The organism is Maribacter polysaccharolyticus (assembly GCF_028882255.1).
Classification (GTDB): Bacteria; Bacteroidota; Bacteroidia; order Flavobacteriales; family Flavobacteriaceae; genus Maribacter_A; species Maribacter_A polysaccharolyticus.
In genome coordinates, this window is sequence record NZ_JARBUY010000005.1 from 227,417 (window position 1) to 247,714 (window position 20,298).

General features: G+C 35.4%; 12 protein-coding genes and 2 pseudogenes. 8 read left to right on the plus strand and 6 right to left on the minus strand.

The features are described from left to right. The first annotated feature begins 25 nt into the window (after window positions 1-25). The 4 genes and pseudogenes from PHU20_RS16675 to PHU20_RS16690 form a co-directional block, all read left to right on the plus strand. The gene (locus PHU20_RS16675) at window positions 26-1,129 is read left to right on the plus strand and encodes a hypothetical protein (protein WP_274826541.1); all 1,104 of its coding nucleotides are present in this window, start codon (window positions 26-28) and stop codon (window positions 1,127-1,129) included. A 357-nt stretch (window positions 1,130-1,486) separates the two neighbouring features. Then, window positions 1,487-2,512, plus strand: a complete 1,026-nt coding sequence (locus PHU20_RS16680; protein WP_274826542.1) for a hypothetical protein — start codon at window positions 1,487-1,489, stop codon at window positions 2,510-2,512. After that, on the plus strand, window positions 2,481-3,635 hold the full coding sequence (locus PHU20_RS16685; RefSeq protein WP_274826543.1) for a glycosyltransferase family protein: 1,155 nt from the start codon (window positions 2,481-2,483) through the stop codon (window positions 3,633-3,635). Before PHU20_RS16680 ends, PHU20_RS16685 begins: the two co-directional genes overlap by 32 nt. A 185-nt stretch (window positions 3,636-3,820) precedes the next feature. Next, window positions 3,821-4,789, plus strand: a pseudogene (locus PHU20_RS16690) (IS3 family transposase); the annotation flags it as partial. 10 nt (window positions 4,790-4,799) lie between these two features. Here PHU20_RS16690 and PHU20_RS20185 read toward each other — a convergent pair. The 6 genes and pseudogenes from PHU20_RS20185 to PHU20_RS16715 form a co-directional block, all read right to left on the minus strand. After that, window positions 4,800-4,950: pseudogene (locus PHU20_RS20185) on the minus strand (IS256 family transposase); the annotation flags it as partial. Window positions 4,951-5,098: 148 nt separating this feature from the next. After that, window positions 5,099-6,781, minus strand: coding sequence for an Ig-like domain-containing protein (locus tag PHU20_RS16695; RefSeq protein ID WP_274826544.1), 1,683 nt, complete (start codon window positions 6,779-6,781; stop codon window positions 5,099-5,101). Between the two features lie 1,100 nt (window positions 6,782-7,881). Then, window positions 7,882-9,312 carry a hypothetical protein gene (locus PHU20_RS16700; protein ID WP_274826545.1) on the minus strand — a complete coding sequence of 477 codons (1,431 nt, stop codon included), beginning with the start codon at window positions 9,310-9,312 and terminating at the stop codon, window positions 7,882-7,884. Between the two features lie 72 nt (window positions 9,313-9,384). Further along, the gene (locus PHU20_RS16705) at window positions 9,385-11,775 is read right to left on the minus strand and encodes a GumC family protein (protein ID WP_274826546.1); all 2,391 of its coding nucleotides are present in this window, start codon (window positions 11,773-11,775) and stop codon (window positions 9,385-9,387) included. Window positions 11,776-11,801: 26 nt separating this feature from the next. Beyond that, a complete protein-coding gene (locus PHU20_RS16710; RefSeq protein WP_274826547.1) occupies window positions 11,802-12,578 on the minus strand; it encodes a polysaccharide biosynthesis/export family protein in 777 nt (258 codons plus the stop codon). 35 nt (window positions 12,579-12,613) lie between these two features. After that, a complete protein-coding gene (locus tag PHU20_RS16715; RefSeq protein ID WP_274826548.1) occupies window positions 12,614-14,548 on the minus strand; it encodes a polysaccharide biosynthesis protein in 1,935 nt (644 codons plus the stop codon). Between the two features lie 866 nt (window positions 14,549-15,414). On the opposite strand from PHU20_RS16715, the gene PHU20_RS16720 reads away from it, so the two are divergent. From PHU20_RS16720 to PHU20_RS16735, 4 genes are all read left to right on the plus strand, one after another. Continuing rightward, complete coding sequence (locus PHU20_RS16720) at window positions 15,415-16,812, plus strand: nucleotide sugar dehydrogenase (protein ID WP_274826549.1); 1,398 nt, start codon at window positions 15,415-15,417, stop codon at window positions 16,810-16,812. Further along, window positions 16,809-17,837 carry an NAD-dependent epimerase gene (locus PHU20_RS16725; RefSeq protein ID WP_274826550.1) on the plus strand — a complete coding sequence of 343 codons (1,029 nt, stop codon included), beginning with the start codon at window positions 16,809-16,811 and terminating at the stop codon, window positions 17,835-17,837. The genes PHU20_RS16720 and PHU20_RS16725 overlap by 4 nt, the downstream gene beginning before the upstream one ends. 121 nt (window positions 17,838-17,958) lie before the next feature. Next, complete coding sequence (locus PHU20_RS16730; RefSeq protein WP_274826551.1) at window positions 17,959-18,957, plus strand: SDR family oxidoreductase; 999 nt, start codon at window positions 17,959-17,961, stop codon at window positions 18,955-18,957. Window positions 18,958-18,998: 41 nt separating this feature from the next. Then, a complete protein-coding gene (locus tag PHU20_RS16735) occupies window positions 18,999-20,279 on the plus strand; it encodes a nucleotide sugar dehydrogenase (protein WP_274826552.1) in 1,281 nt (426 codons plus the stop codon). Window positions 20,280-20,298 lie beyond the last annotated feature (19 nt).

Consider the following 20,298-nt stretch of genomic DNA (forward strand, 5'->3'; position numbering starts at 1 on the left):
AGCAAGTTGCACCATATTATTTTTTATGAAAAAAATTATACATATTCATTCAGATAACAAATTTATAATTGACTCCAAAAGGTTTTCGGGTGATTTTTTTGATAATAAATTATTAATATTGGATACCAAAAATTCAAATAATGAGGATTATCATGATAAAGCCCTGTTTTTTGACCCTCTACCAGACAATCTAAACGAAATACTGGCAATAGTAAATGCTGCGGATTTAGTCGTTTTATACAATTTAGATTTTTTTAAAAGCCAAATAGTGAATCGTGTGGATCAAGGCGTTAGGGTTGTCTGGCGTTTTTTTGGCACTGAGTTATATTCACGTAAATTACATATGTATCTCAGCACAAAATCCAAGTCTTTTTTTATTTCCAAATTAATTAAAGAAAAGGTAAAATCGAGTTTTCGATTCCTTTTTCAAGAAGAAATGTTGTTTTATAAGGCAATAGGACGTGCGGATGCAATAGTCTGTGTTTTTAAGGAAGAATACGAATATTTGACAAGATATTATAGACATCTGCCTAAATTTATCCCCCTTTCTTTGGACGATATACCGTACGCCAAAGAAATTGATTTTGAATCGGATTATCCCAAAAAGAATACAGTGGTTATTTGTAATAGTAGGTCACATTACAACAATCATTTGGATATTTTGGAATTGGTAGAAACTTGTAACCTGAATAAGAAGATAAACATAAAAATTTTGTTTAATTATGGCGAAGAAAATGCCTACACTGATAAAGTACGGGAAAAGGCAAGTAAAATAGAAAAGGCTGTTTTAATAGATTCTTTTCTACCCGCCCATGAATTTATTGATTTTTACGGACCGGTAGCCGCCTGTGTCAATAACAGCTATAGACAACATGCGCTTGGCAATCTAATGATGGCATTGAACAAAGGGGTTAAAGTGTATCTAAATAAAAAAAACCCTACGTATACGTGGTTTAAAAATGAGGGGCTTTATATATATGGGATAGAAGACCTAAAAAAGGATTTGGAAACCGGACAGATTCACTTGTCAAAAAATGAAATAGCACATAATTTAAAATGCTTTAAAAAGCTAGAGGATGCATACTCCAAGACGGACTTCCATTTACAGATAATGCAATTATTAAATTAATAATATCCAGAATGTAATTAATAAGTTTTGAACTCATTTAAATAATTTGGATTTGAAATCTAAATGGCACTGTCTTTATGGGTTGGGTAATTCCAAATATAAAAGTAAATGCTTATTCTTAATTCTGAAATAAAACTAAATTTTTAGATGCATTCACTCTTCAATCGTTTATTCTATATCATTCTATTTATTGGTTTTTTTTTACCTACGAATAGCAATTTCTATTTGTCTTTACCAGGGGTGCTTTTGAGCATTAATCATTTCGCCTTTATTTTATTGCCTATAATCAATCTATTATGCTATTCCCAAAATAATGTAAGCGTCAAAAACTTTCGGATAAAAAGAAATATTGTTTTATTGATCATAGTGGTTGTTTTTACTGAAGTTGTTACTAAAAAGTTTATGTACGGTCAGTCGTTTGTGGAGGCCTTTAAAACCATACGCATTGGATTACCCTTATTTTCATCCTTACTACTCATTGTACAAGGGATAAGGGCCGATATTCGAATCGTATGGAAAACCTTATTGGTTGCCATAAACGCTTCCGTGATCATATCTGTTCTCTCTTTGGTTATTGATCTACCCATTTACCAAGACTTGGAAAGTGGCGCTGATATATTGAAAGAAACAAGTGGAAGATTAGGCAATTCCAACTTTCACTTCGGTTTAATAGGAATGTATCTATTAATTCAAGATAATAACAATTGGTATAGTAGAGGCAAGTTGGTTAAAATCACGGCCATTTTGAGTGTATTTGCTCTTATACTAAGTTTTAACAGAACCTTATTGGCCCTATTATTTCTTGAGACCATCTATTTATTGTGGAATAAATTTAACTTAAAAAAGATTCTAAAAATTTCATTTTATGGCATTTTGGTATTGCTGATTTTTTTCGGCGCCTATTCAAATAATCAATCGATGAGAAATCAAATAGATAGAAGAATCTTTTCAATAATAGAGGGAGAAGAATCCATAGCTGAAAATACCATCGAAGGTAACCGAGAGGTAATTTACACGGCAGTACAAGATAAACTGGTTTCAGGACATTATGTTATTGGATTGCCCTTTAAAATTCCGATATTTACCTGGGCCGCGCGCTGGTCAACTGAAGAAGATAGGGATATGTCAGTCACCGATACATCCGCGCTAACAATCCTACTAAGATATGGATTTATACCTTTTATATTGATATTACTGATTTTAAGGCAACTATATTCTTTTTCAAATAATTTGTTCTTTAAAACGATTCTAATCTTATACCTAATTGCATCTTTAAACATCGATGTTATATTGCGTATGAACTCAATTTTATTCGTCACTTTTATTTTTTTTATTACTAAAGCAAAATTTCATGAACAACATAGTATTCATAGCAAAGACTGATATTAATACGGACGGAAGGATTTTAAATGAACTAAGAATTTTAAAAGAATGGAATAAGGACTTAAAAGTTGATCTTATTTTATTTCCTGATAAACAGGTAACCCTTTCTTTTGATGACTCCGTTATCTTACACCAAATTCAGGGTACATTTAGACATAATACCTTTTTAAGGGTTTTTACCGTACTTGAATTTACATTTAAGGCTTTTAAATTATTGAATAAACTAAAACCAAGAATTGTTCATGCACAAGACTCTGATATAATTCTTCCAGTATTATTGTTCCGGTTACTGAACCCTAAAAGGTTTTATTTGATATATGACGACCACGAAGTACCCAATAAAAACGAATCCTTCTTGAAAAAAATATTGGATGCGTTAGAGAATTTATTGATAAAAAAATCTGATACGGTAATTATGGCCAATAAGGAACGAATGCTTTATTTGAAAGAAAAATTACAACTAACGAATAAATTGTTCTACTTATTTAATTTGCCATACTATGACATTGATTCTAGGAAGACCCCATCGGCACTGATTGTGTCAAAATTGGATGAATTGGAAGCAAAAAAGAAAAAGGGAACTAAATTTATAATACATCAAGGACCTTTATACAAAGAAAGGGGAAGGCAGAAACTCGCTGACCTTTCCAGAAACCTCCCCAATCCCTACAAAATCCTCTTATTGGGAGGTACGGAAGTTGACTTTATAAAATTTAAGGAAGAGAACAAGCTGACAGATGATAAATTCTTTTTTATAGGGAAAGTAAATTATGAAGTGTTGCCTTTATTTTGGAAAAAGGGATGTGCTAGTATCGTGATGTATTTGCCTACGTATACCAATAATAGGCTTTGTGCACCAAATAGAATGTATCTATCCTATTTTATGGGGCTACCCATTATTGTAAATAAGAACAACCCGGTCTTACACGCTTTTGTAGAAAGTAATAAGTCAGGAGGGTTTATAGAAGACTTTTTGGAGCATCCGAAAGTTGAATTTTTTAACCATTTGAATGATCTTAAAATTGACGTTTCAGCAAAAAAAAGCCTTTTGGCCAAGGAAAAAAACAAATTAAAAGATTTATATTCCAGTATAATTGATAAAGCACCTATAGCCGGGCAATAAAATTTGTAAACTACGCACAGCTAACAGCTGTTTTACAGCAATGGCCAAAATAAAGGATTAAACTAAAACTAACGAAATTATTCCTCGAATACATTTAAATGTATTTATAAAAGAAAACCTTTAAGCTCCCCTAAAAACCAAACTGTTTAAAAGTAGAATAATACTCTTTAAGTTTAAACAGTATTATGATAATAAGTAAATTTTCACCCGTGCAGATTGCAAAGATCTTAAAGGAGTTCAACGACAGTAAAAGTGTCGAACAAATCAGTCATTAGCATGGCGTTAGTTCCGCGTCGTTTTACAAATGGCGTTCCAATTATGCCAGGATGAACTCCAGGGAATTGAAGCGTATAAAGGAACTCCAGGAGGAGAACCCTAAGCTCAAACAGATGTACGCGAATTTTGCGCTAGGCCATCAAATGGCCAAGGAGATTATTGTAAAAAAGCTCTGAAGCCTTGCCGTAATCGCAGTAGTGCCAAAGAACTTTTCCATTACAGTATTAGCAGGGAGTGCCGTATCCTAAATATGAGCAAGAGCGTCTATTATTACAAACCTCTGCCGAAGGACGAATCCGAGAAAGAAGATGCTTTGCAACAAAAGGCCAAAGAACACCTTGAGGAAGGTTTTTGGAAGGCTTACGAACGTTTGAGCAATGAAGGGAGGCCATAGAACCATTAACAGGCACAACGTGTTTACAAAGCCCTTGGGTTGCCTTTGAGAAGAAAAGTCAAGAAACGTTTGCCGGTAGGGGTGAAAAAACTTTTGAAGGTTCCGAATGAATTCAACAATACATAGATTATGGATTTCGCAACCGATGTGCAGGAGAACAAAAGAAGTTTTAGGTAGTTTAACGTCATCGATAATTTCAATCGGGAAGCACTTCAAATCGAAGCCGACTTCTCCTTGACCAGTAACCGCATTGTCTAGGTATTTAACCATCTTATCAATAAAAAAGGAAAAACAAGGAAGAACAGGATGGACAACGGCTCAGAGTTCATTGCCTTATAACGAACGATTGGAGCGAGATGCATGGGATAGATTAAAGTACATCCAACCTGGCAAACCAACTCAAAATGCTTTTATAGAACGTTTTAACGGAAGCTATCGAAGAGGGTTTCTTAACAAATGCTTATTCGTGGATATCAACCAATTAAGTGTTACCTCCTCCCATAATCCAGATAGCCCTTGAGCTCCCCTTCGAGCATCTTCCCGATACCCCGTTTTGTGAGTTCCTTTAAAAAAACCGTCGAGCTCATCTCCGGTCTTGAACTGTTTTAGAAATTCATCGTTGAATATTTCCTCATTCTTTAGAATATGTTAATATTGAAAATTAAACAAAAAATAGCGGGGACATGCCCCGCTATATTCTATTTACACACTTTATGAGATAGTGCTTTATAGTACCATACCCTCTGTATTCTTCGTTCTACAGTTGCCACCCATATAAGACCTGTAATTTCATTTAATCATCAATGCTTGGACAAACTGGACAATCACCAGATAAGTCAACAACTTCATATTTTGAAGCATTAAGACCCGCTAATGCCGCAGTTTGCCCTATGTCATAGGTGTTGTTTTTTGAATCTATCTGAAGTGGACCACCTACCAAGGTAAATCCACCATAATCAGTAAACTTATTACCCCTTTCTGCCGATGCTCCAAGGGTGAAATCACAATCACATATTTTGAAATCCCCAATTTCCTTATAAAACGTTATTCCATTAAATCCAATATCATATCTATTATTAGGACTGTCACCGTTAAAAGTGCTATGCCTTATCTCAACACTTGTAGTACCACTCGTACCACCAAACCAAACACCCCTGCCAACACCATCTAAATTTTTTGTATAGCCCCCGTAAAAGTTACAGCCACAAATCAGATTGTTTTCAGAACCCTTAGCGGAACTACCCGCCCCCATATCAAAAATCGGTGCAGATATAATATTATCTAAATAATCGGGATTATCATTATCAGCAGCATAGAAATCACAATTTATCCAAGTCGTATTCCCAATATAATTCTTTACCAACCTTCTTTGGGCATTAAAAAATGTCAAATTCTCAAACCACAAAGTATTATTGGTGAAACTTATATCATGTGAGCGACTATTCAAAATCATTAAATTCCCATACCGACCAAAACTATTCGATAAAGTACTGTTCTTATATACTAATTGTACCCCGTCTGAAACGGTAACAGGCCAAACTACATAAAAAGCCTGTGCTTCCCCCGCACTAGTATTTGAATTGGAAATATTATCAATATCAACATTATCGAACACCCATTGACCTACAACACCAGGCTCATCCTTCATTTCTATCCATATACCTCTGACAGAACCGCCATTTGTCAATGCATCATAAACAGATACATTTGTGAATTTTACTCTTGATTCAATATAAACCAATGATCCACTAAGTTCATTACCATCCACTTCAAGATTACTTATTGAAGTATTAGTACCGGAATAGGAACTTTTATCTATTTTTAGGATATAGTCAATACCACTATTCCTGGTTATTTTTGACCCATTGAAATCAATGGTCTGCGTCATATTTTGGTCTAACCTAATCTGACCACTAATCAAATACGTTTTGTTTGGGTCTGACGTTATATTGGTCTCATTATCGAATGCAGCTTGCAGCGCAGCAGTATCATCCGTAACTCCATCACCTACCGCCCCGTAAGTGCTAAGATTTACTCCTTCCTGTTTGGCAGCATTTTCCGTAGTAGTAATAACGACACTAGCCTCTTCCGCAGTAGTTGTACCCTCCCCATTATTTACCTCTACGGTATAGGTAAATGTGTCTTCAACTTCCTCGGTAATATCCGTATTGGGAGTATAGGTTAAGGTTTCATCTGCATTGACCACTACGGTTCCATTGGAAGGTTCCGAAGTTTCGGAAATAACGACTTCTTCTTGGTTTTCTAAATTGTCATTGGATAACACATCGAGCACTAAGCTGCTCTGTCCTGCAATAGTGAAAGAGTCATCTACTAATGACGCTATATTTAAGGTTTCCTCCGTCTCCGAAACCACATAATCCGTAAGTAAATCTGAATCCTTGGAACAAGAAGTGTGTAAAAACAAGACAAAACAAAGCATTAGTAGGGTTTGTGGGGATAAAAAATTTAATTTCATGGGGATGTTAAGATTAAGTGTTTAGATTAAAATCATTTGGGTTCGTAAAAATATTTAAAATTTCAATATTAACGATGAAATACATTATATTTTCGATAAACTGTATTTTTTTATATTAGTACTTTTACGATTGAATGCTTAATTATGGATGTTTAATTCTTCTAGAATCGATGAACGGTATGTTTTTTTAACATTATCTTAGTAAATCATATTTTTAGTACAGGATTTCCTTTATAAATACTTTACTAGCCTATTTATAGGAGTCCTTTTTTGATTTAATCCCAAAAAAGCCGAAATAAACGAATTTGTTCAGACGTGTTAAAGGATATTTTGAAGGAACATTACTCTGTAATCGTTTAAATTGGATTATTGCCAAATTTTTAAAGGAATATACCTAATAAACTATCCAGAAATAAAATACCTAGATTATAGGCAGTTATTTTGTATGCAAACAATGCGAAAAACGGAAGGATAACATAAGAAACGGCGAGTATTTCTGGACAAATCCAAAGTATCAAAACTATTCCCTGCAAGTCGGTATTATTGGGCGTAGCATGCAAAATCGAACTGGAATTTACCATATAATGGTGGGATATCTACGTTTGATGGTACAAAAAGGGAAATAAATGGTTGTCAACAAAAATGAGGAGTAATGGGTCACTTTTTGAAGGGACTATTTCAAAACCATCATTAAATCTATTTTTAAGGATTTATTATCCTCAGGATAGAGGAAATTTTACTTTTCCAAGGCAAAAGTATTTAAAAATGTAACTTTTTTTTCATGTATCGTTTGTAGAAAGGGCTTTTAAGTGACCTTTAGATTCAAAATGTTTTAAAAGTATCTTGAATGCTTACCAACATGACCGTCAGTATGATTGTAGGCTACCGATAAATTGTAGGTGGTGATGAGGAATGTGTGAACATTCATTTTAGACTGTCTATGCTTTGGAGAGTTATACACGTCAAAAAAGACACTATCCCGTAAAATGTGTAAGTTAAAAATAACAAGGGCTTGACTTTTATTTACGGTCGGACCCTTTTTTCATATATAGTTATGAACCCGCACTAACATTTACAAAGTGTTAGTGGGCGTTAGACTTTCATTTTCTTAATTTAACTTTAATAAATCTGTACAGATTGTAAATCTTAAAATATTTCATTAGTCCAAAAATTGTCCTTTTCCTGCTAGGATTTATTGGTATTTTAATTATTTCGTTATCATTTCCCGATAACTCATAAATCATCAAATCGTATAAGCGATTAAAATGAGAATCCCTGTCTTTTCGTTTAGTACTAAGTAATAAATTTAGTAATTTTCTAGAATTAAATGGAGAAAGAACATTTCTATCCAAAGCGTGAGCTTCTGTTTTTGATTTAGCCTGCCAATTCCCCATTTTTTCCTCCCAATAAAACATATCTAAATAATGATACCCATATTTCTTAAATACTGATTTGTTTTTTAACCAGATGGAATATTGCTTAGTAGCAAAACTCAACGTTGAATTACCTGATAAAAAACACAAATCTTTTGCCGTTGCATTTTTGTAGTATCCAAAATAGTTCCTTGCAATTTCACTTACATTGCCGTTAATGTACATTAAATCATTGTTGCTTTTATTTCTGGATAACCAAAATCGGGGAAAATCAATATCATTGATATAATCAGTGTCCTCAATATTTTCCATCATTAAATTATCGTCACCAATCATGAAGTCTTTATCATAGTAACTTGTTAAACGTTTTGGTATAAAAATATCATGATGTGAATCATTCATATTAGGATGTCTTGTTACAAAGTATTCACATTCAACGTTTAGACTTGCCAAAAATAAAACACGACTATCATAACCTCCTGTCACAGCCATCTTTAATTTATTTCGTTTTGAAATAGCATTAATGTACCCTTTTAACATTTGTGAGGATTTTTTGGATACATAGTCCAAAGTGTTTTTTTTAAGAATTTCTGCTGGGAAAAACCTATTAGTACTCTTTTTTTTGACATTCAAGATATGATTAGGCATAAGATGGAAGATATTGCTCTTGTGCGTTGTATTCCAGACAAATAAACATTTTTTTTTAAAATTCTGTGAGCTATAATATTCTTTTGCATCCTCACTATTATGTTCCAATAAATCTACTGATAATCCCAGTAATTTTGGTTGAGTACCAAAACAGGTAAAATTATTGTCATAATAAATCTCTTTTTGACTAGCAGCATCATTAAAAATAAATATCTCATTGTAAAGTTTCACAATTAAAACAAATTGTCCGCAATAATTATCAGTAGCCCTTAATATATCCTCAAGTCTTTGTTCTTGAGAGATGTTTTCAAGAATTTGTTCGTTTAAGAATTGGGGATTTTCCCAATCATATATAGATCCAAGTAAGTGAAACTCTCTTATTTCGTTTTTAACGAAGCAATATTCTGAATCTTTGCCAATATATAAAGTATATTCCTCTATAGTTTGTATTTCCTCTAAGTTTGGAAAGTCCCCTTTTTTCTTAGTAAACAAAAATTGCTTTCTATACATTTTTTTAAATTTTTTAATGTCCACTAACGGTTGGGGATTATGAGGGCAACAATACCATCCTAATTATCGCCTTTAGAACTTCCACCATTTCTTTATGGATTTATTATAGCCGTAACCATATTTACCGCCATAACCTAGATTAGAATCTTGGACCCCATTTACAACAAAAGACAATCCATTGAGTTTACCCTCTTTATGAAGCTTAAGCGGATATTCCAATATTTTTGATTCGGTCACTCCTGCTCGGGTTACATATAAGATTTGATGGGCGAATTCACTTATCAGAAGTGTGTCGGCAACTACCATCAGCGGGGCTGTATCGACAATAACATAGTCATATTGATTGGCCATACTTTCCAAGAGCTCCTTCATTCGCCCGTTCATCAAAAGTTCTGCGGGGTTTGGTGGTATTTTTCCAGAATAGATTACATCAACGGTTTGCTCATGGGCCAACATGGTTGAAATGATATCTTTACTCTCCAAATTTTGATCAACTAAGAATTCAGTTAGTCCATTCCCTCCTTTATTCCTGGTAGCTTTGCCTAATTTGTCGACATTTTTCCCGGAATAAAACTGATATATCCTGGGATTTCTAATATCACCCCCAATCAACAATACTTTTTTATCGGTATTTGCGATGATCATCGCTAAATTTGAGGCTATCAAAGTTTTGCCTTCGCCCGAAACACTCGAAGTCACATAAATGATACTACCCCTATGCTCTTTCTTCTTTTTGGATTTTATTACGTAGTCGAGATTAGTACGAAGAATACGCAGGGATTCTGCTAATACAGTTCGTTCACCCAATTTAACAAGCTTATTTTCTTTTTTGGAAATTTTCGGGAGTTCGGCCAAAACTGGAATATCACTTGTCAATTTTTCCAAACCAATTTTATTATGAATCTTATTATCCAATAAAGAATTTACATAAACAATGGAAAATGGCACTAATAACCCGACAAGTAATGAGGCCAAGAGCACAACCTTTTTTTTGGGGGAAATGGGAAAATCACTAACAGCATAGGCACCGTCTAGTACTTTGGACTTTGCCGTCGAAGAAGCAAATGCTATTTGAGCTTCCTCTCGTTTTTGTAATAAATATAAATACAGAGACTCTGTAGTTTCTTGCTGTCGTGATATATCCCTTAATGCGCGTTCATTTTTAGGTGCCGAGTAGATTCTAGAATTAATTTGTGACAATCGACTACTTAGATCGTTAACTTGAAGCCCCAAATTATTTGTCATCCCATTTAAACTTGTACGCATACTACGTTTAAGTCCGGCAAGTTGTTGGTCCAAGTTTACGATAATCGGATTTTTTTCATTGGAACTTTCCAACAATCGCTTACGTTCCAAAGCCAATTCATTATATCTTTGGGTTGTAGTCGCTATTGATTGGTCTGCTAATCCAATATTCGAAGGAAGTAACTCGTATCCATCATCATTGTCAATAATATCCTTCATCGAAGAGGCAATATCCAATTGTATGGCTGCATCCTGTAATTGTTGTTGATTTTGAGCACCAAGATTTAAATTGAGATTTGTTTGGGTGCCAATGTCCGCCAAACCCCTGCCCGATTTAAATGCTACGGCTGATTCATCCACAGTATCCAAGTTGGATGAAATTTGTGTTATTCTATCATTAATAAACTCTGATGTTCTATCAGCCAGCGCCTTTTTATCATCAATGGCATTTTGATTATAGATTGCTATTAACGTATTTATAACGTCTTTTCCCCTTTGAACAATAGCATCATTTAACGAGATTGTAAGAATCTTAGATCGATTGTTATCGACCGAGATGTCCAAGACGTTCTGATAGTACGCTGCGACAGAAGCTATAGGATTGACAGAAACAACATATCTATTTGTTCCAGAGCCAGATGGGTTCAAATTATTTGGGGTTATGATTATATCGCCAACAGGTGAAGAAATTGTTTTACCATAGGAATACATTTTAGTAGGCCCCTTATCATTTTCAGCGAACTCAAAAGATGTTTCCGATGACAACGTAATAAAAAAACTTGCTCTAGAAGTATGTATTAGGGAATCTGGGGCAAGAAAATTGATTTTGAATGGAGGGCTTGGGTTACTATAAAGAGCAGAATTTTTAATATTACCTAAGGCAATTATATTTGTATTAAGTCCTAATTGCTTAACCAAGGCAATAAGGCTAGATCTTGATTTCAGTATCTCAATTTCATCCTCTATTTGGATTCCTCCTGCACCTAAAATGCCCAAGTCTTCAAAAACATTGATTTGAGAGGATCCTTTTGCTTCGTCCAATATTTGAATTTTAGCTTCAACGGCATATTTCGGAACAGAATAACGAATATACAAGAACCCAAATACTAAAGCAACTATTCCCGATACGACAAACCATTTCCAACTTTTTATATAGGGTTTAAGAAGTTCTCTGTAATCAGGAATTTCCAGTGAATGATTTGTAGTTTCCGAATTCATATTATATTAAAATAAAAATTAGATTTTTATCGGTTAACAAAGATAAGAATGGAGGAAGTAATTAATAAGGAGGCAATTGATATTGCAACACTAGTGTTTTGGTTTAAAGATGATGATCTTATAGCTGAATTGTTAGGTTCCACATACACAACATCATTCTGGGTGAGGTAAAACACTGGAGATTTTACCATATTTTTTGAGGTAAGGTCAATTCTTGTATATACTTTTGTACCATTAAAGTCCCGAATCACCAGCACATTTTCACGAACCCCTCGAACCGTCAAATCACCTGCGAGACCTAAAGCTTCCAAAATGTTAATCTGCTCCCCATTGACGGGATAAGTTCCAGGGGATCTTACTTCGCCCAAAATGGTAACCGTAAAGTTTTGCAATCGAATATTGATAATAGGATCCTTCAGATAGTCCGAAAGCCGTTCTCGCAACAAAGTTCGCAATTCCTCTGGCGAAAGTCCTTCTATTTTTAATTTCCCGATAACCGGAAAATCGATTTCCCCAGCTTGATCCACCAAATAATCGACTTGTTGGGCCTGAATTCCACCTTGCGATGCCCCTCTGAACAAATTAAATGGGGCACTAGCCTCAGGGTTTAACGATGAGACATGTATGGAAACCAAATCATCAACCTTGAATTTCGATACAAATTCACTATTATTCACCAAGGTTTCAAAATTACCGGTATCCTGAAAGTATACCACTTCTTTTCGTGAAGCACAGGAAGTGACGTGTACTAAAACCGTTAAAACAACAATAAATTGAATGGAATTCTTGAAATTTTTAAACATAGTTATGGCTTTTAAAGTACAAGTATACTAAAAATTTAGTAGTGTAAAACCTTGAGGTTGCTTTTGGCATTTTTCTCCAACTTTGAGTGCTTATCAAATTCACACAATTTGGAGTTATTGGAGATATATTCTGGAACAATTTCCTTCATAATTTTTACGGTATCCCCATTAAAGAACATATTGTTGACACAAAGTTCATCAATCTTTGTTCGGACAAAATTATAGTCCAATTCCCTCACTTTACCGATCATTATTTTTTTATGATAGGTAGGCATTGTATTTTCACCATTCGCCAATAACTCTTCATACAATTTTTCCCCTGGTCTTAAACCAGTAATTTTAATATCTATATCTTCGGGATAACGTAAACCCGATAATTTGATCATATTTTTGGCCAAATCGAATATTTTGACCGATTCACCCATATCGAAAATAAATATCTCTCCCCCTTGCCCCATTGCTCCGGCTTCCAACACCAATTGTGACGCCTCTGGAATAGTCATAAAATACCGGGTAATTTCTTTATGCGTTACCGTCAAAGGACCTCCTTTTTCAATTTGATTCTTAAACAATGGGATTACAGAACCGTTAGACCCAAGAACATTTCCGAAACGAGTGGTAATGAATTTGGTTTTATCTTCCTGTTGCATACAACTGATATACATTTCGGCGATTCTTTTGGTGGCCCCCATTACATTGGTAGGGTTTACCGCTTTATCTGTAGAAACAAAAACGAATTTATCAACTTTATGCACTATAGAAAGGTCAACGATGACTTTTGTACCCGCAACGTTTATCTTAATGGCCTCATAGGAATTATATTCCATTAAAGGAACATGTTTATACGCCGCTGCATGAAAAACCAGATTTGGCTTATATTCCTGGAACAGCTTGTTCATTCTATTTTTATCCCTAATATCGGCAACGATAGGAATAAAATTCAAATGCCCATTCTGCTTTAATTCCTGCTGTATATCATAAAGTGGGGATTCTGCTTGGTCTACAATAATCAACGACTTGTAGGTGTACTTACAGAGCTGGCGCACTATTTCACTGCCAATAGAACCTGCCCCGCCGGTAACTAGTATAACCTTGTTTTCAACTTCATCCCTTATTTTCGAGTTGACGATATCTATAGGTGGCCTATTCAATAAATCCTCAATTTGAATCGTCTTTATCTGGGCGGCACTCAACTGCCCATTGATCCAATCTTCCACTGGGGGCACAATTTTGACTACAACGGGGAAATCAACCAACCCTTCGACCAATTCCTTTAGTCTAGAAGGGTCTATTTTTTGTATACAAAAAATAACCTCGGCAACATTCTTTTTTAGGATAAAGTCCTCTGTTAATTCTTCTGGTGCGTAAACTGTTACCCCGTTAATATGTTTTCCAATTTTTTTGGGGTCTTTATCTACATAACCCACAATCTTTATGTTACTTTTAGAGTGATTCGTAATCGCTTCATATGTTAAAATACCCGACTCCCCAGCCCCATATATCAATACTTTTTTACTTAACTTGAATTCATTAAACATACTGGCATGAAGCGATTTGTAAACATAGCGGGATGCCGTAAGCGCAACAAAGCTGATCAAACTGTGAATAATGATTATAGATAATGGAATTGTAAAACCATCAACAAACCCAAACTGTCTATTGATAATGACCAAAAAGATAGCCGCAATACTGGAAAGACAAATGGCATTGAAAATATTATAAACATCACGAACCCCTGTATGACGTACCACCCCCTTATAAGACCCAATAATCAAAAATGATATCATGGCAATACCTATAACTACCGGTAATTGCACAATAAGACTATGGACCTCAAAATTAAACGTCAAATTAAAACGAATAAAATAGGACAGTAAAAACGATATACCTACAACCACTAAATCTATAGCCAGCACCAACCACTTTGATGAATATCGTTTAGCATTATTGGTCAAATAATTCTGTATCATAATATTGGTTTGTTGATTTCATTATTGCAATAAATCCATTCCAAAATTCCAAAGGCAATCGTAAGCTCTAATAATCATCTTTAAATTTCGATGTTCCTTGAAATCAGTTTTGTACATTTATCTTCCATTAAAATATGTTGTATTAAAAAATATCCTATTCTGGATTTATATCTAATTTCATGAAGGATACCTCCTACCAAAACACTGGTCAAAAAAGCCCTTTTAATATTTCACAGGCAAATAATTAAGATGAAATCCATTTAATAAGGAGCAAAATATACATAAAACCTATTTTTCAAAATGATTCAGGTCATACATCAATCTGGAAAAATAACACTTAAACAAACACAAAATCCTCTAGGATATTAAGATAAAGTTAACTGATAAATCATTGTATTTGGAATATAATTCCGATTAATCGGTGAACGTGTAGATAAACTCGGTTTAATGCTTTTAATCAATTATATCCTGATTACACCAACGTAATTCCGAATATAAAACAAAAGCAACCTTCAACTCCCGATGGTTACCTAATTCCATTATAAAAACCATAATAGTTTAAAAATTCACAAAAAAGGTTAAGGGAATATATAGCCAAAGACTTAGTACCAATATCGATATTCCTCAATATCCTAAAAATGTACTTATATAAAACAAGTTTAAAACATTTAACTTCCAACAACACCAACTCAATGTATCTTCAACATTAAACACTTCTCCAAAAGAATGGGTTAAACCTTCAATCTGACATCATATAATTGACCTTCATTTGTCCGTTCACCTTAATATATTTTACTTTTTAACGACATTCTATATTATATTCCTTAGATATTTTTAATATTTGTAACTCATAAAAATAAATGTCAATGCAGAAAATCACAAAAATATGTTGTATAGGTGCTGGGTATGTTGGTGGTCCGACCATGTCAGTAATAGCCAAACAAAGTCCTGGAATTGAAGTTACTGTTGTAGACATCAATCAAAATAGAATTGACCAATGGAACGATGAGAATTTGGACAATTTACCGATTTACGAGCCAGGACTAAAGGAAATAGTAGCCGAAACTCGAGGTAAAAACCTATTCTTTTCGACTGAAGTGGACAAGGCTATTGATGAGGCGCAGATGATTTTCATTTCAGTGAACACGCCCACCAAGACCTATGGAAAAGGAAAGGGTCAGGCCGCAGATTTAAAATACATTGAATTATGTGCCCGCAATATTGCCCGTGTAGCCAAGGACGATAAAATCGTTGTTGAAAAATCAACCTTACCGGTACGAACTGCAAGCGCCATCAGAAGTATTTTACAAAACACAGGAAACGGGGTTAATTTCGAAATCCTTTCTAACCCGGAATTTTTAGCAGAAGGAACGGCTATAAATGATTTATTGAATGCTGACCGCGTACTTATTGGTGGCGATGATACGCCCTCAGGCCAAGAAGCTAAGGATGCACTCAGCGCTATTTACTTGCAATGGTTACCAAAAGACAATGTCTTACAGACCAATGTCTGGTCTTCTGAATTATCAAAATTGGTCGCTAATGCTTTTCTTGCACAAAGGGTATCCTCAATCAACTCCATATCCGCACTTTGCGAAAAAACAGATGCCAATATTGCTGAAGTTTCCAGAGCCATTGGTTTTGACAGCAGAATTGGGTCAAAATTTTTAAATTCCTCCGTTGGTTTTGGGGGTTCTTGCTTTCAAAAGGACATATTGAATTTGGTCTATATTGCACGTAGTTTTGGTTTACCTGAAGTTGCTGATTATTGGGAGCAGGTAATACTAATGAATGATTATCAAAAGAAAAGATTCGCAGATAACATAGTAACTACCTTGTATAATACGGTATCCGGTAAAAAAATAGTTTTTTACGGCTGGGCCTTTAAAAAGGACACTAATGACACTAGGGAATCTGCCGCAATATATGTTGCCGATGCCTTATTGGACGAACAAGCCGAAATCGTAGTCTATGACCCTAAAGTCCCTGAAGAGAGAATATATGCCGATCTCGATTATTTAAACACTAGGAATCCAGAAGAAAACAGAAGGTTGTTAAAAGTTGTCAGCGACCCCATGGAAGCCGTTGAAGACGCCCATGCCATTGCCATACTAACCGAATGGGATGAATTCAAAACCTATGATTGGAAAAGTATTTACACCAAAATGTTGAAACCGGCCTTTGTTTTTGACGGGAGACGCTTATTGGATAAAGAAGAAATGGAAGAATTTGGATTTGATTTTTACAAAATAGGAGAATCTTGAAAATTCTGATAACAGGCGCAGCAGGTTTTATAGGGTATCATTTATGCGAACTTCTGTTGAAATACAACTATGAGGTCGTCGGCTTGGACAATATCAATGACTACTATAGTGAAAACCTTAAATACAGCAGACTTCATGCCCTAGGTATTGAGAAAAAGGATGCCGAAAAGTTCAATGTGATATGTAAAGGTTCACTTTATGGAGAAAACTTCTCCTTTATTCGTATGAACTTGGAGGATCGTGAAGCCCTACCCGCCTTATTCGGGAATGAACAATTCGATGTAGTCTGTAATTTGGCCGCCCAGGCGGGAGTACGATACAGCATTGAGAATCCCAATGTGTATGTAGACAGTAATATTGTGGGGTTTCTTAATTTACTAGAATGTTGCAGACATCACACCATTGAACACCTTATTTACGCTAGTAGTTCAAGTGTATATGGATTGAATGATAAAATACCGTTTTCTGTTACCGACAGAACGGATACTCCGATAAGCCTTTATGCAGCTACCAAAAAAAGTAACGAATTAATGGCCCACACCTACAGTCATCTGTATGGTATCCCTACAACGGGATTACGTTTTTTTACCGTATATGGGCCATGGGGCAGACCCGATATGGCCATTTTCCTCTTTACCGAAGCCATCATTAACAACAAACCCATAAAGGTGTTCAATGAAGGAAATATGGAAAGGGATTTCACTTATGTTGGGGACATCGCGCAAGGGGTTAAGGCCGTTTTAGAAGAAAACCTTGAGCTGCGAAAGAAAAATGATGAATTGTACAAGGTATACAACATCGGCAATAACCAGTCTGTTAAACTATTGGATTTCATTAATGAAATTGAATCGAACCTTGGAAAAAAAGCATTAAAGGAAATGATGCCCATGCAACCAGGTGACGTCGAAAAAACATGGGCCAATGTCGATAACCTTATCAAAGACTATGATTATTATCCCGATACGACTATTAAAGAGGGTGTAAAAGCATTTTTAAAATGGTATAGATCATATTATAAAGTTTAGTATTATTTATATTAAAAAATAAACCCTTGAGAAATTCCAAGGGTTTATTTTTTTAAACGTTAACAACTGAAATTCGGATGATTCCTACTATATTTGTCATTTGCCTTTTATTAGAACACTTATGAATATTGAACCTTTACGATTAAATTCAAAATTGAATGTTTTAGTCACCGGAGGTTCCGGCTTTATTGGCTCCAACCTATGTAAGGCCCTACTTAAAAACGGGAACAAGGTTCGTTGTTTGGACAATTTGTCCACGGGAAAAATCGAAAATCTAAAGTCACCTTTGGAAAACCCTAATTTTGAATTCCTTAAAGGCGATATAAGAAATTTGGCCACTTGCAAAAAAGCCTGTGAAGGAATCGATTACGTGTTGCATGAGGCTGCATTGGGTTCTGTTCCAAGATCTATAAATGATCCTATAACGACCAATGAAGTTAATGTATCCGGTTTTCTGAACATGTTGGTCGCGGCAAGGGATACCAAAGTAAAACGGTTCATTTATGCCGCAAGCTCTTCGACTTATGGAGATTCTACAGCACTCCCAAAAATGGAAGAGATTATTGGAAAGCCATTATCCCCATACGCCATCACAAAATATGTAAACGAACTTTATGCGGACATCTTCAATAAAACCTACGATTTAGAAACCATTGGTCTGCGTTATTTCAATGTTTTTGGACAACACCAAGACCCCGATGGGGCCTACGCAGCAGTTATCCCAAAGTTCGTAAAGCTATTTATGGCTTATGAATCTCCAATTATTAACGGAGATGGATCCTATTCAAGGGATTTTACCTATATTGACAATGTGGTACAAGCTAATATAAGGGCGATTAACACAAAAAACAAGAATGCTGTCAACACTATTTACAATGTGGCCTTTGGGGAACGGACTACCCTTGAAGAACTTACATTCCTCTTAAGAGACTTTTTAGGCAATTTTGACCCTAAAATCAAGGATATCGAAGTTCTATACGGACCGAAAAGGACCGGTGACATCCCCCATTCATTGGCATCTATTGAAAAGGCGAAGAATCTGTTAGATTACGATCCCCAGTACGATATTAAATTAGGTTTAAAAGCGGCCGTGGATTGGTATTGGAAAAATTTAAAGTAGTAAGTTTGTCAATACTTAATTTGTTGTAGAATAACTCTGGAATGGACTCACCCAAAATTGCCGTTATTGGTTTAGGCTATGTAGGTTTACCCTTGGCGCGCTTATTTGCCACCAAATATGCCGTTGTCGGTTTCGATATTAATGCCCAGAGAATAGCTGAACTTCGTTCAGGAACCGATTGTACCTTAGAAGTAGATGAAACTAATCTAAAAAAAGTACTGAGACAAAACCCTTTTATGGACAACGGTTTATTCTGTAGCAATAACTTTGAGGACATTAAGGACTGTAATTATTATATTGTAACGGTGCCCACCCCGGTTGACACTGCTAATAAGCCTGTGCTCAAATATCTGTATAAGGCTAGTGAGACAGTAGCCAAGGTTTTAAAAAAAAAGGATATTGTGGTGTATGAATCCACGGTCTATCCTGGGGTCACGGAGGAAGAATGTGTTCCAATACTGGAAAAAATAAGTAGGTTACGATTTAATACCGATTTTTATGTGGGCTATTCCCCGGAACGAATCAACCCTGGGGATAAGAAGCATACTGTTGAAAAGATATTAAAGGTTACTTCAGGTTCAACCCCGGAAATAGGAAAGAAAGTAGACGAACTCTATGCATCGGTCATCACAGCAGGAACGCATTTGGCGCCTTCAATCAAGGTTGCTGAAGCGGCCAAGGTAATTGAAAACTCCCAACGAGATATTAATATTGCCTTTGTTAACGAACTGGCCAAAATATTCAATTTAATGGGAGTCGACACCCATGATGTTTTGGAAGCTGCAGGCACAAAATGGAATTTCCTTCCCTTTAAACCTGGATTGGTCGGGGGACACTGTATTGGAGTCGACCCTTATTATTTGGCCCAAAAAGCCCAGGAATATGGCTACCATCCTGAAATCATCCTTGCCGGCCGACGAATGAACGATGGTATGGGCAAATATGTGGCTTCCGAAGTGGTTAAGCTCATGGTACAAAACGACATTAAGGTTAAGGGTGCCAAAATATTGGTTTTAGGTGTTACTTTTAAAGAAAATTGTCCAGATGTCCGAAACACCAAGGCTGTTGACGTGATAAGCAATCTGAAAAGTTATGGTGCCGAGGTAACCGTGTTTGACCCCTGGGCTTCCCCAATAGAAGTTATGGCTGAGTATAATTTAGTCACAACAAAGGAAATGCCCAACGAAAAATATGAGGCCGTTGTCCTGACCGTGGCACACAAGGAGTTCTCCAAAATTAACTGTAGGGAATTACTCAAAACAAATGGTATATTATATGATGTTAAAGGGTTCTTGAATGAGACCGTTGATGGGAGACTTTGAATTTCACGGCCAATTACAA

What these genes read in the sequence shown, in the direction of transcription:
- PHU20_RS16710 (WP_274826547.1), bottom strand. Translation starts at nt 12,578, where the DNA reads ATGTTTAAAAATTTCAAGAATTCCATTCAATTTATTGTTGTTTTAACG.
- PHU20_RS16735 (WP_274826552.1), top strand. Translation starts at nt 18,999, where the DNA reads ATGGACTCACCCAAAATTGCCGTTATTGGTTTAGGCTATGTAGGTTTA.
- PHU20_RS16705 (WP_274826546.1), bottom strand. Translation starts at nt 11,775, where the DNA reads ATGAATTCGGAAACTACAAATCATTCACTGGAAATTCCTGATTACAGA.
- PHU20_RS16675 (WP_274826541.1), top strand. Translation starts at nt 26, where the DNA reads ATGAAAAAAATTATACATATTCATTCAGATAACAAATTTATAATTGAC.
- PHU20_RS16730 (WP_274826551.1), top strand. Translation starts at nt 17,959, where the DNA reads ATGAATATTGAACCTTTACGATTAAATTCAAAATTGAATGTTTTAGTC.
- PHU20_RS16685 (WP_274826543.1), top strand. Translation starts at nt 2,481, where the DNA reads ATGAACAACATAGTATTCATAGCAAAGACTGATATTAATACGGACGGA.
- PHU20_RS16695 (WP_274826544.1), bottom strand. Translation starts at nt 6,781, where the DNA reads ATGAAATTAAATTTTTTATCCCCACAAACCCTACTAATGCTTTGTTTT.
- PHU20_RS16720 (WP_274826549.1), top strand. Translation starts at nt 15,415, where the DNA reads ATGCAGAAAATCACAAAAATATGTTGTATAGGTGCTGGGTATGTTGGT.
- PHU20_RS16715 (WP_274826548.1), bottom strand. Translation starts at nt 14,548, where the DNA reads ATGATACAGAATTATTTGACCAATAATGCTAAACGATATTCATCAAAG.
- PHU20_RS16700 (WP_274826545.1), bottom strand. Translation starts at nt 9,312, where the DNA reads ATGTATAGAAAGCAATTTTTGTTTACTAAGAAAAAAGGGGACTTTCCA.